Origin of the sequence: Kitasatospora sp. NPDC050543, assembly GCF_044457565.1 — a bacterium.
In the GTDB taxonomy this organism is placed as follows: domain Bacteria; phylum Actinomycetota; class Actinomycetes; order Streptomycetales; family Streptomycetaceae; genus Kitasatospora.
The window spans coordinates 136,369-150,831 of sequence record NZ_JBITGZ010000020.1; the positions used below are offsets into that span (position 1 = coordinate 136,369).

The following is a 14,463-nucleotide window of genomic DNA, read 5'->3' on the forward strand; positions in this document are numbered from 1 at the left end:
CCGCCGGGGGGCTCCTCCTTCACCGGGGCGAGGTGCGGCAGGATGTCCGGCATGACGTCCAGCGAGCGAGACGAATCCGCCGGGCCCGACCGGTCCGCAGAGGCCGCGGGGCCCGCCCCGGCGGCGGCGACGGCCGTCCCGGCCGGACCGGCCGGACCACCGGCCAACACCGTGGTCGTACCGGCGGACGAGGACCCACTCGCGGCGGCCGGCAGCGAGGTGATGGGTGGTCCGCCCGGGCGGCGGGCGCTGCTGGGGGTCTCCTGGTGGATCCCGGCCCGGGTCCTCGCCCTCACCGTCATCGTGGTGTCCATGCTGGGCATGGTGCAGAAGCTGTCCTGCTACGACTCCGGCTGGTTCCAGGCGGGCAGCGCGCAGTACGTCCACGCGTGCTACAGCGACATCCCGCACCTGTTCGGCGGCCGGGGCTTCGCGGCCGGCCTGCACCCGTACGTCGACAGGCTGCCCGGCGCCACCGGTGACCTGCAGTACCTCGAATACCCGGTGCTGACCGGCCTGTTCATGCAGATCGCGGCCTGGCTGACCCCGGGTGGCGGCTCCTCGCAGAGCCAGGAGCAGTGGTTCTGGGCGATCAACGCGGGCCTGCTGATGGCCTGCGCCGTGGTCGCCGCGGTCGCCCTGTCGCGCACCCACCACCGCCGCCCCTGGGACGCCCTGCTCTTCGCCCTGGCGCCCTGCCTGGCCCTCAACTCCACCGTCAACTGGGACTTGTTCGCGGTCGCGCTGGCCGCCGTGGCGATGGCCCAGTGGGCCGGCTCCCGCCCGGTCTGGGCCGGTGTCTTCATCGGCCTGGCCACCGCCGCCAAGCTCTACCCGCTGCTGCTGCTGGGCCCGCTGCTGGTGCTCTGCCTGCGGGCCGGGCGGCTGCGCGAGTTCCGCCGGGCGCTGGCCGGGGCGCTCGGCGCCTGGCTGGTGGTCAATGTGCCCATCATGGTGGCCAACTGGGACGGTTGGTCGACCTTCTACACCTTCAGTGCCAACCGCACCGAGGACTACGGCTCCCTCTGGCTGATCCTGATGGAGGACCGCGGCGTCGGCCTGGAACACCTGAATCTCTACATCGGCCTGCTGCTCGGGCTCTGCTGCCTGGGCATCGCCTGGCTGGCGCTGGCCGCCCCGCGCCGGCCGCGCTTCGCCCAGCTGGCCTTCCTGGTGGTCGCCGCGTTCATCGTGACCAACAAGGTCTACTCACCGCAGTACGTGCTCTGGCTGCTGCCGCTCGCGGCGCTGGCCCGGCCGCGCTGGCGGGACATCCTGGTCTGGCAGGCCTGCGAGGTGCTGTACTTCCTCGGCATCTGGTCGCACCTGGGCTTCATCACCGGCACCAAGCAGCACGGCATCGGCCAGGGCTGGTACCAGTTCGTGCTGATCCTGCACGTGCTCGGCACGCTCTACCTGTGCGCGGTGGTGATCCGGGACATCCTGCTGCCGGACCGCGACCCGGTGCGCTGGGACGGCAGTGACGATCCGTCCGGTGGCGTTCTGGACGGCGCCGAGGACGAGTTCGTGCTCGGCGCGGCCCGGCGGCTGCGCGAGGAGGAGACGTACTTCGGCTACGCGCCCGCCGGCGCCGAGGAGTGGCTGAAGAAGCCGGAGCCGGTGGACCGCTAGGCCCGGGCGGGCCGGAGCCCGCCCGGGTGGGTCCACCGGCTCCGCCGGGGTCTTGCGGTCGGGGTCTCTTGCCGCCGGGGTCTGCGGGCCGGGCCCGTCAGCGGTCCACCACCCGGTCGAAGTGCGTGGTGGTGTGCCGTACCTGGAGGCCGAGCTCCTCGCCGATCACGGGGGGCTTGGTCTCCGCGGGCAGGAAGAGGATCGACACCTGCATGTGCGGCGGCTCGGCGAACCACAGCTGCTTGCCGGCCCACTGGTACGGCGACTTGGTCTTGTTGACCGTGGCCAGGCCCGCCCGGGCGATGCCCTTGGCCCGTGAGGACATCCCCTGCACGTACTTGGGTGCCTCCAGGCCGATCCCGTGCGCGGTGCCGCCGGTGACCACCAGCAGGTGGCCGTCGGACGGCGCCGGGTGCTGGCGGTAGCCGTAGCGGTCGCCCTTGGTGACCGGGGTGACGTCCAGCACGGTGCCCCGCACCTCCAGCGCACCGTGGTCGCCGAGCCAGAGCCGGGTGCCGATCCGGGCCCGGAAGACCGTGGCCGGGAAGCGCTCCGCCAGCCGGGCCATGCCGGCCGAGCCCAGGTGGCTGACGAACACGGTGCGGGTCGACAGTCCGGCCGCGGCGGCCGCCTCGACCCAGTGGGCGACCTCGTCCACCGGGTCCGAGCCGTCCGGCCGGTCCATCGGCAGGTGCAGCGCCAGGCCCTCGAACGAGACGCTCTCCACCAGCTGCGCGATGACGGGCAGTTCGTCCGCGCCGATGCCGTGCCGGCGCATGGTGGTCATGCACTCCACCACCACCCGCGCACCGGGCAGCGCCCGCAGCGCGTCGGCGCTGGCCACCGTGCGGATGACCCGTGCGTGCGGCAGCGGCAGCACCTCCTCGCCGACCCGGTACGGCGTCAGCACCAGCAGCTCGCCGCCGTACCAGTCGGCCGCGTCGGCGGCCTCGTACGCGGTGCCGACGGCCAGGATGCCGGTGCCCAGCCGGGTCGCCTCCTCGGCGAGCCGGTGGTTGCCCAGGCCGTAGCCGTTGCCCTTGGCCACCGGCACCAGACCGGGGAACTCGGCCAGCACGGACTGCTGGTGGGTACGCCAGCGGTCGGTGTCCAGGTAGAGCGACAGCGTCATCGGGTCATCTCCCAGGTGAAGAGGGGCAGGCGCACTCAGCGCCGCGACATGTAGATGTCGAGCGCCTTGTGCAGCAGCTTGTTGAGCGGGTAGTCCCACTCGCCGAGGTACTCGGCCGCCTGGCCGCCGGTGCCGACCTTGAACTGGATCAGGCCGAACAGGTGGTCGTTCTCGTCCAGGGTGTCACTGATGCCGCGCAGGTCGTAGACCCCGCCGCCGAGCGCGTACGAGTCGCGCATCATCCGCCACTGGATCGCGTTGGAGGGCTTCACCTCGCGCTTGTGGTTGGCCGAGGCGCCGTAGGAGTACCAGACGTGCTCGCCGACCACCAGCATCGTGGTCGCGGCCAGCGGCTCGCCCTCGTGGTAGGCGATGTACAGCCGCATCCGGTTCGGGTCCTCGGCCGTCAGCGCGTTCCACATCCGCTGGAAGTAGGACAGCGGACGGGGGGTGAAGCGGTCCCGCTCGGCGGTGACCAGGTACAGCTGGTGGAAGACCGCGAGGTCGTCGTAGCCGCCCTGGACGACCTCGACGCCGCTCTTCTCGGCCTTCTTGATGTTGCGCCGCCAGAGCTGGTTGAAGCCCTTCTGGATGTCGTCCAGCGAGCGGTTGGCCAGCGGCACCTGGAAGACGTAGCGCGGCTGGACGTCGCCGAAGCCCGCGCCGCCGTCCTCGCCCTGCAGCCAGCCGGCCTTGCGCAGCCGGTCCGCCACCTCGAAGGCGCGTGGCTCGTACCAGTCCGCCTCGACGTCGCGCAGCCGCTTGGCCTGCTTGGCGCCGATGGCCTCCTTGATGGTCGGCGCGTTCCAGCGCCGGATCACCACCGGGGGGCCCATCTTCACCGAGAAGGCGCCCTGCGACTTCAGGTGCGCCAGCATCGGCTGGAGCCAGCGGTCCAGGTCGCGGTCGAACCAGTCGATCACCGGGCCCTCCGGCAGGTAGGCCAGGTAGCGCTTGAGCTTGGGCAGCTGGCGGTAGAGCACCAGGCCGGCGCCGACGACGGCGCCGCTGTCGTCGAACCAGCCGATCGACTCCGAGCGCCACTCGGCCTTCACGTCGCCCCAGGACGGCACCTGCATGTGGCTCGCCGAGGCACGGCTCCTGATGAAGGCGAGGTGCTCCTCGCGGGTGATCGTCCTCAGACGCAGGCTCATGCTCGGTGCTCCTCGTCGGTCGGGCTGCGGAAACGCCCCGGGGTCTGGCAGTGACCTTATCGTCCGGGCGCCGGGCCGCCTGCGGGGTGCGGGCAGCGCGGCGCCCCCGCCGCGTACCTGCCCCTCAGGTAGGTACGCGGCGGGGGCGCCAGGGGTTCCGCCGGGGGGCGGATCCGGGGGTGCGCGTCAGCGCGCGGGGCTCACCACAGGCCCCCACGTGCCATGCCGAGGTAGAAGCCGACGGCGGCCGCGACGAGCGAGATCATCAGCACGAAGCGCTCGGCGGTGGTGACCGACACGAACTGGCCCCACAGGCCCGCGATCATGCCGAAGAGTCCGGTCCACGCGCTGAGCGCGTGCACGCTGTGGAAGAACGAGCTGGTGAACGCCACGAGGCCGAGCACGGCGGCCAGGCCCACCAGGGTGTTCTCCCTGGGGTGCGCGTGGCCGTCGGTGTTGAGGGTCAGCGGGATGCCGTGGAAGGTCTGTGCCATGAGTCCCACCTCCTGGAGCGGAGACGAACGAGCAGGAAACCCGTTCCGTCCAGATTGCGGCGATTGGGGCACGGATCACAACCCCTATGCATTTTGTTCGGCCGTCCGGGTGCGGGTAGGCTGTGCGGTCTGCACTGGTGTAGTTGTGCCCCCTCGTGCCCTCTTGCGGGCTCCTGCGAGATTCGGGGCCCATTGTCGGACCCGGCCGCTACGGTGAGCCGGTGTCGTCACTACTCCGGTGCCGACGCTGCACAACCCTCCTGCCACGGAGAGACCGTGGCCGTTGAGTCCAAAGGAGGTGGGTTACCCATGCGTCACTACGAGCTGATGGTCATCCTCGACCCGTCGGTCGAGGAGCGCGCTGTCTCCCCCCTGATCGAGAACTTCCTCAACGTCGTCCGCACCGGTGGCGGCAACGTGGAGAAGGTCGACACCTGGGGTCGTCGCCGTCTGGCCTACGAGATCAACAAGCAGTCCGAGGGCATCTACTCGGTCATCGACCTCAAGGCCACGCCTGAGGTCGTCAAGGAGCTCGACCGCCAGCTCAGCCTGAGCGAGTCGGTTCTCCGGACCAAGGTCCTGCGCCCGGACACCCACTGAGCCACCTCTGACGCCTCCGGGCGCCAGGTGACTCGCGTCGCGTGTTTCACGTGAAACACCGCGACGAGCATTGAACGCGGACTCCACCGAGAGGTCACCACCACCATGGCAGGCGAGACCGTCATCACCCTCGTCGGCAATCTCGTCGACGATCCCGAGCTGCGCTTCACCCCGTCGGGTGCGGCGGTCGCGAAGTTCCGCATCGCGTCCACCCCCCGCACCTTCGACCGGCAGACGAACGAGTGGAAGGACGGCGAGAGCCTCTTCCTCACGTGCAACGTCTGGCGGCAGCCGGCGGAGAACGTGGCCGAGTCGCTGCAGCGCGGCATGCGCGTCATCGTGCAGGGCCGACTGCGCCAGCGGTCTTACGAGACCAAGGAAGGCGAGAAGCGGACGGTCTTCGAGGTCGAGGTCGACGAGGTCGGCCCGAGCCTGCGCTCGGCGACCGCCAAGGTCACCCGGGCGAACCGCTCCGGTGCCCCCGGCGGCCCCGGTGGTGGCGGCGGCTTCGGCGGCGGCCAGCAGGGCGGCGGGTACGGCGGCGGCGGCCAGCAGGGCGGCGGTGGCTGGGGTGGAAACTCCGGCGGCGGCCAGTCCGGCCCGTCCGACGACCCGTGGGCGTCCAGCGCTCCCTCTGGTGGAAACCAGGGTGGCGGCGGCTGGGGTGCCCCGTCCGGTGGCGGCTTCTCGGAAGAGCCCCCGTTCTAAAGCTGACAGATTTCGTGCGGACCGGGCACCCGCGTTGACCCGCGGGTCCGGACCGTGAAACCCAAATGGAGCACACGATGGCGAAGCCGCCTGCTCGCAAGCCTAAGAAGAAGGTTTGCGTCTTCTGCAAGGACAAGGTCAACTACGTTGACTACAAGGACACGAACTTGCTCCGCAAGTTCATCTCCGACCGCGGGAAGATCCGCGCCCGCCGGGTCACCGGCAACTGCACCCAGCACCAGCGCGACGTCGCCACGGCCGTGAAGAACAGCCGTGAGATGGCGCTGCTGCCCTACACCAGCACCGCGCGCTAAGAGAGGGTGACCGAATAATGAAGATCATCCTCACTCACGAGGTGCCGGGTCTCGGCGGCGCCGGCGAGGTCGTCGAGGTCAAGGACGGCTACGCCCGCAACTTCCTGGTCCCGCGTGGCTTTGCCATCCGCTGGACCAAGGGCGGCCAGAAGGACGTCGACGCCATCCGTCGCGCCCGCAAGGTGCACGCCATCCAGACCCTTGAGGCTGCCAACGAGGTCAAGGGCCAGCTCGAGGGCCTCCAGGTCAAGCTGGCCGTTCGCTCCGGCGACGCCGGCCGCCTGTTCGGCTCGGTGACCCAGGCCGACGTCGTGGAGGCCGTCAAGGCCGCCGGCGGCCCGGTCGTGGACAAGCGCGCCGTCGCGATCGCCTCGCCGATCAAGACCGTGGGCACCCACAAGGTCTCGGTCAAGCTGCACGCCGATGTTCAGGCCAACCTCGACGTCGCCGTCGTCTCCGCCTGAGTCGTCCAGCAGTTCGCAGTACCGCAGTGGTCTGAGGGCCGGGTTCCGCACGGAACCCGGCCCTCGGTCGTTCCCGGCCGCCCTGCCCGCCCCCGGCGGCGGGCCCCTACGCCCGGACGGCCCCGGTGACCAGCCAGCGCCCGCCGCGGGCGCGCAGGAACAGGAACAGCGCACGGACCACCATGAACAGGTTCATCGCCCACCACAGGCCCATCAGCCCGCCGCCGAGCAGCGGGACGGCCAGCGCCGCGGGGGTGAAGGCCGCCAGGGTGACCAGCGCGGCCCGGGCCAGGTAGCCGCCGTCGCCCGCGCCCATCAGCACCCCGTCCAGCACGAACACCACCCCGCCCACCGGCTGGCTGAGCGCGACCAGCAGCAGGACGGCCGAGAGCTCCTGCTGGACGGCCGGATCCGGGGTGAACAGCGGGACGTAGAGCGGCCTGGCGGCCACGAGCAGCAGCCCGAGCAGCGCCCCGCCGGCCACCCCCCACTCCAGCATCCGCCGGGTGGCGGCCCGGGTGCCCGGCACGTCCCCGGCCCCCAGGTAGCGGCCGATGATGGCCTGGCCCGCGATCGCGATGGCGTCCAGGGCGAAGGCCAGGAAGCCCCACAGGGCCATCGCGATCTGGTGGGCGGCGACCTGGCCGTCCCCGAGCCGGGCGGCCACGGCGGTGGCGATCATCAGGACGGCCCGCAGGCTGAGGGTGCGGACCAGCAGCGGGCCGCCCGCCCGTGCGCAGGCCCGGATGCCGGCCGGGTCGGGCTTCAGGCTCGCCCGCTCCCGGCGGGCCCCGCGCACCACCACGAGCAGGTATGCGCCCGCCATCGCGGTCTGCGCCAGCACGGTGCCCCAGGCGGAGCCGGCCACGCCCAGCCCGGCGCCGTACACGAGGGCGACGTTCAGGCCGATGTTGGCGGCGAACCCCGAGACGGCCACCAGCAGCGGCGTACGGGTGTCCTGGAGGCCGCGCAGGACGCCGGTGGCGGCCATCACCATCAGCATCGCGGGGATGCCCAGTGAGCTGATCCGCAGGTACGTCACGGCGTGGGGCGCGGCGGTCGGTGAGGCCCCGAGGGCCGTGGCCGCCCAGGGGGCCAGCAGCAGGGTGAGGACGACCACGGGGAGGGAGAGCAGCAGGGCCAGCCAGATGCCGTCGATGCCCTGCTGGACGGCGGCCCGGCGGTCGCCGGCGCCGATCCGGCGGGCGACCGCCGCGGTGGTGGCGTAGGCGAGGAAGACGAACACCCCGGTCATGGCGGTGAGCGCGGCCGAGGCGACCCCGACCCCGGCCAGCTGGGAGGTGCCCAGGTGGCCGACGATCGCCGAGTCGGCCAGCAGGAACAGCGGCTCGGCGACCAGCGCGCCGAAGGCCGGTATCGCGAGGGTGAGGATCTCGCGGTCGTGCCGGCGGCGCTCGGGCCGGCGGCGGTCTGTGGGGGGCGGCGTCATGGGTACAGGCTACTCATCCACAGGTAAGTGACCCATGGTGGATACAGTCATTACCCGAATTCCGGCTCGGGATCCGGGCGGGCCCGGGCGGGGCAGAGTTCTCGCGGGTGTGTGAACTATTTCTCATGCACAGCCGGTGGAAGAGGTACGCCCAGGTCAGGGGGTTGACGGTGGAAGGATGGTGTGGTTATCCACAGGGCTTTCCACAGGGGTGTCCACAGGTTTGGGGCAGTTCTCCACAGGGTTGGGGCCGTCGTCCACATGGCCTGTGGATAACCATCTTGGCCACCGGCCCTCCTCCCCCTTAGCGTGGGACGCTCACCCGACACTCCCACCGGTACCCGCCGTCCGATTTGTCGGTGTGGTGGCGTAGAAAGAGGAGCACGACTGCTCCTCCGAGCCACCGGCAAGGACCGCTCCACTCGCACCATTCGCTGATCGGGGAACACGCGTGACCGGCCCCCAGTACGACGACCACGACGTTCCACCGCCGGAGGACGACTGGCAGCCGTCCGACGACGCCTTCCCCGCGGGCCCCTTCGCCGTCGGCGCCTTCCCGGAGGCGCCGTTCCCGGACGGCCCGGGGGACCGCCTGCCGGTGCGGCACCGCTCCGGCCCCGGTGGCGGCGGCCAGGGCGGCCCCGGCGGCGGCAAGGGGCGCGACGGGCGGGACGGGCGCGAGGGCGGCTTCCAGCGCGGCGGCGGCAAGCAGCGCCGCGACGAGGACGGCGAGCGCGGCTCGGGGATCGACGGGTTCGAGCGGGTGCCCCCGCAGGATCTCGCGGCGGAGCAGTCCGTCCTCGGCGGCATGCTGCTCTCCAAGGACGCCATCGCGGACGTCGTCGAGGTGCTCAAGCCCGCCGACTACTACCGCCCGGCGCACGAGCTGATCCACGGCGCGATCCTCGACCTGTACGCCAGAGGCGAGCCGGCCGACCCGATCACCGTCGCCGGTGAGCTCACCAAGCGCGGCGAACTCACCCGCGTCGGCGGCCCCGGCTACCTGCACACCCTGGTCAACTCCGTCCCGACCGCGGCCAACGCCGAGTACTACGCGGAGATCGTCCACGAGCGGGCCGTGCTGCGCCGCCTGGTGGAGGCCGGCACCCGGATCGCGGGGATGGGGTACGCCGCCGAGGGCGACGTCGACGAGATCGTCAACGCGGCCCAGGCTGAGATCTACGCCGTCACCGAGCAGCGCACCAGCGAGGACTACGCGCCGCTCGCCGACATCATGGAGGGCGCCCTCGACGAGATCGAGGCGATCGGCTCCCGGCAGGGCCAGATGTCCGGCGTTCCGACCGGCTTCGCCGACCTCGACGCCCTCACCAACGGCCTCCACCCGGGCCAGATGATCGTCATCGCGGCCCGGCCTGCCATGGGTAAGTCCACGCTGGCGCTGGACTTCTCGCGGGCCTGCTCGATCACCAACGGCCTGCCGAGCGTGATCTTCTCGCTGGAGATGGGGCGCAACGAGATCGCCATGCGCCTGCTCTCGGCGGAGGCCCGGGTCGCGCTGCACCACATGCGCTCCGGCAACATGACGGACGACGACTGGACCAGGGTCGCCCGCCGGATGCCGGACGTCACCGCGGCGCCGCTCTACATCGACGACTCCCCCAACCTGTCGATGATGGAGATCCGCGCCAAGTGCCGCCGCCTCAAGCAGCGCCAGGACCTCAAGCTGGTCGTCATCGACTACCTCCAGCTGATGCAGTCCGGTGGCTCGCGCCGGGCCGAGAGCCGCCAGCAGGAGGTCTCCGACATGTCGCGAAACCTGAAGCTGCTGGCCAAGGAGCTCGAAGTCCCGGTGATCGCGCTCTCCCAGCTGAACCGTGGGCCCGAGCAGCGTACGGACAAGAAGCCGATGGTCTCCGACCTGCGTGAATCCGGCTCGATCGAGCAGGACGCGGACATGGTCATCCTGCTCCACCGCGAGGACGCGTACGAGAAGGAGTCCCCCCGCGCCGGCGAGGCCGACCTGATCGTCGCCAAGCACCGTAACGGCCCGACCGCCACCATCACCGTCGCCTTCCAGGGCCACTACTCCCGCTTCGTCGACATGACCAGGGACTGACGGGGGCTCTTGCAGGTTCTCAGATCCCGTGTCACCTTCTCAGTCGCGATGTCATCCGACTGGCCGATCTGACACGGGAGTGAGAACCCCTGCCGTCCTCCTGCCGTACTGAGGCTGGCAGATTCTCACTCGGTCTCACCTGACCTGACAGATCCTCAGCGGATCGTGTTCCGAACGGCGACCGCCTCGGGAAAGTCACTGGCGGCGGCGCAGCCCGGGCACAAGGCTCTCACCGTGACACTTCATGAGAACGAGATCCGTGTGGATGAGGCGGTCGTCCGGTCACTGTTGCGGGAGCAGCGACCGGAATGGGCCGACCTCCCCATCTCGTCGGCTGGTGCGGGCACGGACAACAGGATGTACCGGCTCGGCGACCAGCTGCTCATGCGGCTGCCGCGCACCCCGGACAACGCCGAGGCCGTACGGAAGGAGCAGACGTGGCTGCCGCGGCTGGCGCCACATCTTCCCTGTCGCATCCCGGAGCCGGTGCACGGCGGCACTCCGAGTTCCGCATTCCCGCTCGCCTGGTCGGTGTACCGCTGGATCGACGGCGATGAAGCCGGCCCCGGATCGGTCACCGACTGGTCCGCGTTCGGGGTCGACCTGGCGGCGATCGTGCAGCGTCTGCATGCCATCCCCCTGACGGGAGCCACTCGGCAGGGCGAACTCAGCTGGTACCGCGGAGGTGGCCTGCACGCTTGTGACCGGTGGATCAGCGGGTGCTTCGACGTCTGCCGAACGATCCAGGGCCTCGACCTCGACATCGGGCAGCTACGACAGCTGTGGCAGAGTGCGCTGGCCTTGCCCGAGCCGTCCGGCCGCCAGGTGTGGCTCCACGGCGATCTCAAACCCAGCAACCTTCTGGTCCAGGAGGGAAAGCTGCACGCGGTCATCGACTTCGGAGGCCTCTCAGTCGGATTTCCCGACGCCGAGCACTCGCCTCTGTGGGATCTTCCACCCGCGGCCCGACAGGCGTACTGGGACGCCCTGAGCCTCGACGACGTGACGTGGCTGCGTGCCCGGGCATGGGCCATCGCCGTCGGAGTCAGCGGGGTGTCGTACTACTGGGGCACCTACCCCCTCTTCGCCGGCGAGTGCCTGTCGCGTCTCCGCGCGATCTTGGAGACTGCCGGCGAGCGGTGAACCAGTCCCGGCTGCGGCCGCGCCACGAGCTCTGGTTGCGTGGTGCACCGAGGAACTGGAACTCCCCGATCTGCTGCGGCTGATCGACGAGCGGTCGACCGCCTTCCGTGCCGCGGTCGCCTGCGCGCCCAGCCTCGACGTGCAGGTGCCGACCTGCCCCGAGTGGACGCTGTTCGATCTGGTGCAGCACCTGGGCCAGGGGCGCCGCTTCTGGGACGCCATCGTCGCGGCAGGGCCTGCCGACGCTCCCCCGGCCGAGGCCGCCGCCGAGCGCGCCGCGGCGGCGCCCCGGGAGCGCGAGGCCCTGCTGGCCTGGTCGGCCGCATCGACGCAGCTGCTGCTGGACGCACTGCGGGAGGCCGGCCCGGATCGCGGTTGCTGGACGTGGTGGGGTACGTCGCAGTCGCCGCAGACCTGCGGGGCCGTCGCCCGGCACCAGGTCCAGAAGATTGCGGTGCACACCTACGACGCTCAGGTCACCGTGGGTGCCCAGCAGCCGCTGCCGGACGAGGCGGCACTCGACGGTGTCGAGGAGTTCCTGTCCACCTGCTGCGCGACGACGTCCGCCTGACCGCACAAGCCCACTGCCTTCGACTTCCACGCCACCGAGGGCCGCTCCTGGCGCCTCACGGTCGACGGCGAGGGCGCACGGTTCGCCCGTCTGCCTGCCACCGCTACCGGCGATGGCCCGGACGCGGCCGGCGCCTCTGCCCGGGGCACGGCCAGTGAGCTGGTCCTCTTCATCTACGACCGTATGCCGGCGGACTCCCTGCAGATCGACGGAGACGCAGGGCTGATCGACCTGCTCCGCGCCTGGGAGCCGGAGGAGTGGGAGGTGACGGTTCGTCACCTCGCGTGCCCGAGGCGATGCCTCCGGGCTACGGATTCAGCCACGTCGTGGCGGCCTCCGGGTCGCTGATCGCGATCTTTGGCCGGGTTCTCCCGGGCGTCCCTGGTCGCCTCGCCGGTGCTGACGGGCGCACGACCGCTCAACTCCGCCTGGTCCTCCGGAACATCGGCACCGCCCTCGAAGCCGCCGGAGCGCGCCGACGGGGCGGCGTTCTCCGACGCGGTGTCGGAGTGCGCCGCCCTGGGGCGGGACGAGTTGCGGGAGGCGGCCCGCGTCGTCACGGCGGTTACTTCGGGTCGCGGTTGAACTTCGAGGTCGACCAGAAGTAGCCGAGCACCGCGAGACCCAGGCACCAGACGACCGCGAGCCACCCGTTGTGGCCGATCTCGCTGCCGAGCAGCAGGCCCCGCAGGGTCTCGATGGCGGGCGTGAACGGCTGGTACTCGGCGATCGGCTGGAACCAGCCGGGCATGGAGTGGATCGGGACGAAGGCGCTGGACAGGAGCGGCAGCAGGATCAGCGGCATCGCGTTGTTGCTGGCGGCCTCGGCATTCGGGCTGATCAGGCCCATGCCGACCGCGATCCAGGTGAGCGCCAAGGCGAAGAGCACGAGCAGCCCGAACGCCGCCAGCCACTCCAGGACGCCGGCATCCGTGGACCGGAAGCCGATGGCCACGGCGACGGTGCCGACGAGGACCACGCTCATGATCGACTGAAGCACGCTGCCGACGACGTGCCCGACGAGCACCGAAGGACGGTGGATGGCCATCGTGCGGAAGCGGGCGATGATGCCCTCGGCCATGTCGTTGGAGATGGACACCGCGGTCCCGACCATGGTGCTGCCGATGGTCATCAGCAGGAGGCCAGGGACGACGTACGCGATGTATGCCGAGCGGTCCGCACCGCCGCCGATGCCCGAGCTCATCGTGTCGCCGAAGATGTAGACGAAGAGCAACAGCAGCATGATCGGGGTGAGCAGCAGGTTCAGGGTGAGGGACGGATAGCGCCGCGCGTGCAGGAGGTTGCGGCGCAGCATCGTCGAGGAGTCGCGAACGGCGAGGGAGAGGGAGCTCATCGGACAGCCTCCTTGGGCTGGCTGGTCTGCTGGCTGGGCTGGCTGGGCTGGCTGGGCAGGCCGGACTGGCCGGGCTGCGGGGCGGTGCCGGTCAGGGCGAAGAACACGTCGTCGAGGTCGGGGGTGTGCACGGTCAGCTCGTCCGCCTCGATGCCGGCCGAGTCCAGCCGGTCGAGGATGGAGCGCAGCCGGCGCTGGCTGCCGTCGCTGGGGATCTGCAGCGTCAGTGCCTCGTCGTCGCGGGTGACCTCGCGCAGGGCGAGGGCGGCGCTCCGGTACGCGGCCGGGTCGGTGAAGCGCAGCCGCACGTGTCCGCCGGGGATCAGCCGCTTCAGCTCCTCGGCGGTGCCCTGGGCGGCGATCCTGCCGTCGTTGAGCACGGCGATACGGTCGGCGAGCTCGTCGGCCTCCTCCAGGTACTGGGTGGTGAGGAAGACGGTGACGCCGTCGGAGACCAGCTCGCGGATGATCTGCCACATGTTGTGCCGGGAGCGTGGGTCGAGGCCGGTGGTCGGCTCGTCGAGGAAGATGATCCGCGGGCTGCCGACCAGCGTCATGGCGATGTCCAGGCGGCGCTTCATACCGCCGGAGTAGGTGGAGGCGGGCTTCTTCGCCGCCTCGACCAGGTCGAAGCGCTCCAGCAGCTCGGCGGCGGTGCGCCGCCCCTCGCCGCGGGAGAGGTGGTACAGGTCCGCCATGAGGAGCATGTTCTCCTCGCCGGTGATCAGGCCGTCGACGGCGGAGAACTGCCCGGTGACGCCGATCGCGGCGCGTACCGCCTGCGGGTCGGTGGCCAGGTTGCGGCCGCCGACGTGGATCTCGCCGGAGGCGGGGTCGGGGGAGATGAGGGTGGAGAGGATCTTGACGGCGGTGGTCTTGCCGGCGCCGTTCGGGCCGAGCAGGGAGAAGATCGTTCCTTCGGGGACGGCCAGGTCGACGCCGTCGAGCACGACCTTGTCACCGTAGGACTTGCGCAGCCCGTTCGCCGCGATGGCCAGGTTGGTCATGATGGGTGCTCCTTCAGAGGCTGCGGGCGGTGATGTCGCCGTGGGCGGTGGTCGCGTGGATGTTGAGGGCGGGGGTGCCGTCGGTGTTCTTGAGCGCGTTGTGGATCCGGCCGTGGCCGGTGCCGGCGTCGAGGGCGGCGCTGACGCCGCGGGCGGCGCCGATCGAGAGGTCGCCGGACTCGGTGCGCAGGGTGACGGTGCCGTGCAGGGCTTCGGTGATGTGGATGTCGCCCTTCTGGGTGCTGATCCGGGCGGGGCCGGCGAGGCTGCCGACCTTGATGTCGCCGGCGAGGAGGGTGAGGTGGGCGTCGGCGGTCTCGTCGAGCTTGATGGAGCCGTGTGCGCTGTCGTAGGTGACGTCGC

General features: G+C 70.9%; 14 protein-coding genes and 1 pseudogene. 8 read left to right on the forward strand and 7 right to left on the reverse strand.

What is annotated here, in order from left to right:
- Positions 1 to 51: 51 nt before the first annotated feature.
- Positions 52 to 1,632, forward strand: a complete 1,581-nt coding sequence (locus tag ACIBH3_RS23855; RefSeq protein ID WP_396314080.1) for a glycosyltransferase family 87 protein — start codon at positions 52 to 54, stop codon at positions 1,630 to 1,632.
- Positions 1,633 to 1,729: 97 nt separating this feature from the next.
- On the opposite strand, the gene ACIBH3_RS23860 is transcribed toward ACIBH3_RS23855, so the two are convergent.
- From ACIBH3_RS23860 to ACIBH3_RS23870, 3 genes are all read right to left on the reverse strand, one after another.
- On the reverse strand, positions 1,730 to 2,764 hold the full coding sequence (locus tag ACIBH3_RS23860) for an alanine racemase (RefSeq protein ID WP_396314081.1): 1,035 nt from the start codon (positions 2,762 to 2,764) through the stop codon (positions 1,730 to 1,732).
- A 35-nt stretch (positions 2,765 to 2,799) separates the two neighbouring features.
- Positions 2,800 to 3,918 (reverse strand): lipid II:glycine glycyltransferase FemX, encoded by a 1,119-nt coding sequence (locus ACIBH3_RS23865; RefSeq protein ID WP_396314082.1) that lies wholly within the window; start codon positions 3,916 to 3,918, stop codon positions 2,800 to 2,802.
- A gap of 200 nt (positions 3,919 to 4,118) precedes the next feature.
- Entirely contained in the window at positions 4,119 to 4,412 is a 294-nt protein-coding gene (locus ACIBH3_RS23870) for a hypothetical protein (protein WP_396314083.1), read from the reverse strand.
- A gap of 309 nt (positions 4,413 to 4,721) precedes the next feature.
- Here ACIBH3_RS23870 and rpsF point away from each other — a divergent pair, with 309 nt between their 5' ends.
- The 4 genes from rpsF (at position 4,722) to rplI (ending at position 6,498) form a co-directional block, all read left to right on the forward strand.
- Positions 4,722 to 5,012 carry a 30S ribosomal protein S6 gene (gene rpsF, locus ACIBH3_RS23875; protein ID WP_380266402.1) on the forward strand — a complete coding sequence of 97 codons (291 nt, stop codon included), beginning with the start codon at positions 4,722 to 4,724 and terminating at the stop codon, positions 5,010 to 5,012.
- Positions 5,013 to 5,117: 105 nt separating this feature from the next.
- Positions 5,118 to 5,720 carry a single-stranded DNA-binding protein gene (locus ACIBH3_RS23880; RefSeq protein ID WP_396314084.1) on the forward strand — a complete coding sequence of 201 codons (603 nt, stop codon included), beginning with the start codon at positions 5,118 to 5,120 and terminating at the stop codon, positions 5,718 to 5,720.
- Between the two features lie 77 nt (positions 5,721 to 5,797).
- The gene (rpsR, locus tag ACIBH3_RS23885) at positions 5,798 to 6,034 is read left to right on the forward strand and encodes a 30S ribosomal protein S18 (RefSeq protein ID WP_030304537.1); all 237 of its coding nucleotides are present in this window, start codon (positions 5,798 to 5,800) and stop codon (positions 6,032 to 6,034) included.
- Between the two features lie 17 nt (positions 6,035 to 6,051).
- Entirely contained in the window at positions 6,052 to 6,498 is a 447-nt protein-coding gene (rplI, locus tag ACIBH3_RS23890; RefSeq protein ID WP_396314085.1) for a 50S ribosomal protein L9, read from the forward strand.
- 106 nt (positions 6,499 to 6,604) lie between these two features.
- Here rplI and ACIBH3_RS23895 read toward each other — a convergent pair whose 3' ends face one another.
- Positions 6,605 to 7,948 carry an MATE family efflux transporter gene (locus ACIBH3_RS23895; protein ID WP_396314086.1) on the reverse strand — a complete coding sequence of 448 codons (1,344 nt, stop codon included), beginning with the start codon at positions 7,946 to 7,948 and terminating at the stop codon, positions 6,605 to 6,607.
- A 598-nt stretch (positions 7,949 to 8,546) separates the two neighbouring features.
- Here ACIBH3_RS23895 and dnaB point away from each other — a divergent pair.
- From dnaB to ACIBH3_RS23910, 3 genes and pseudogenes are all read left to right on the forward strand, one after another.
- A complete protein-coding gene (gene dnaB, locus ACIBH3_RS23900; RefSeq protein WP_396314094.1) occupies positions 8,547 to 10,025 on the forward strand; it encodes a replicative DNA helicase in 1,479 nt (492 codons plus the stop codon).
- Positions 10,026 to 10,259: 234 nt separating this feature from the next.
- Positions 10,260 to 11,168 carry an aminoglycoside phosphotransferase family protein gene (locus tag ACIBH3_RS23905; RefSeq protein WP_396314087.1) on the forward strand — a complete coding sequence of 303 codons (909 nt, stop codon included), beginning with the start codon at positions 10,260 to 10,262 and terminating at the stop codon, positions 11,166 to 11,168.
- 73 nt (positions 11,169 to 11,241) lie between these two features.
- Positions 11,242 to 11,997: pseudogene (locus ACIBH3_RS23910) on the forward strand (maleylpyruvate isomerase family mycothiol-dependent enzyme); the annotation flags it as partial.
- 307 nt (positions 11,998 to 12,304) lie between these two features.
- Here ACIBH3_RS23910 and ACIBH3_RS23915 read toward each other — a convergent pair.
- The 3 genes from ACIBH3_RS23915 to ACIBH3_RS23925 form a co-directional block, all read right to left on the reverse strand.
- Positions 12,305 to 13,093, reverse strand: a complete 789-nt coding sequence (locus tag ACIBH3_RS23915; RefSeq protein ID WP_396314088.1) for an ABC transporter permease — start codon at positions 13,091 to 13,093, stop codon at positions 12,305 to 12,307.
- A complete protein-coding gene (locus ACIBH3_RS23920) occupies positions 13,090 to 14,100 on the reverse strand; it encodes an ATP-binding cassette domain-containing protein (RefSeq protein WP_396314089.1) in 1,011 nt (336 codons plus the stop codon). Before ACIBH3_RS23920 ends, ACIBH3_RS23915 begins: the two co-directional genes overlap by 4 nt.
- Positions 14,101 to 14,113: 13 nt before the next feature.
- A partial coding sequence (locus tag ACIBH3_RS23925) for a DUF4097 family beta strand repeat-containing protein (protein WP_396314090.1) occupies positions 14,114 to 14,463 on the reverse strand: 350 nt, incomplete at its 5' end.

Bases quoted from the DNA above. Each gene is read 5' to 3' on its own strand.
- ACIBH3_RS23920 (WP_396314089.1), bottom strand. From the start codon at position 14,100: ATGACCAACCTGGCCATCGCGGCGAACGGGCTGCGCAAGTCCTACGGT.
- rpsF (WP_380266402.1), top strand. From the start codon at position 4,722: ATGCGTCACTACGAGCTGATGGTCATCCTCGACCCGTCGGTCGAGGAG.
- ACIBH3_RS23865 (WP_396314082.1), bottom strand. From the start codon at position 3,918: ATGAGCCTGCGTCTGAGGACGATCACCCGCGAGGAGCACCTCGCCTTC.
- ACIBH3_RS23895 (WP_396314086.1), bottom strand. From the start codon at position 7,948: ATGACGCCGCCCCCCACAGACCGCCGCCGGCCCGAGCGCCGCCGGCAC.
- ACIBH3_RS23915 (WP_396314088.1), bottom strand. From the start codon at position 13,093: ATGAGCTCCCTCTCCCTCGCCGTTCGCGACTCCTCGACGATGCTGCGC.
- rpsR (WP_030304537.1), top strand. From the start codon at position 5,798: ATGGCGAAGCCGCCTGCTCGCAAGCCTAAGAAGAAGGTTTGCGTCTTC.
- ACIBH3_RS23855 (WP_396314080.1), top strand. From the start codon at position 52: ATGACGTCCAGCGAGCGAGACGAATCCGCCGGGCCCGACCGGTCCGCA.
- rplI (WP_396314085.1), top strand. From the start codon at position 6,052: ATGAAGATCATCCTCACTCACGAGGTGCCGGGTCTCGGCGGCGCCGGC.
- ACIBH3_RS23880 (WP_396314084.1), top strand. From the start codon at position 5,118: ATGGCAGGCGAGACCGTCATCACCCTCGTCGGCAATCTCGTCGACGAT.
- ACIBH3_RS23860 (WP_396314081.1), bottom strand. From the start codon at position 2,764: ATGACGCTGTCGCTCTACCTGGACACCGACCGCTGGCGTACCCACCAG.
- ACIBH3_RS23870 (WP_396314083.1), bottom strand. From the start codon at position 4,412: ATGGCACAGACCTTCCACGGCATCCCGCTGACCCTCAACACCGACGGC.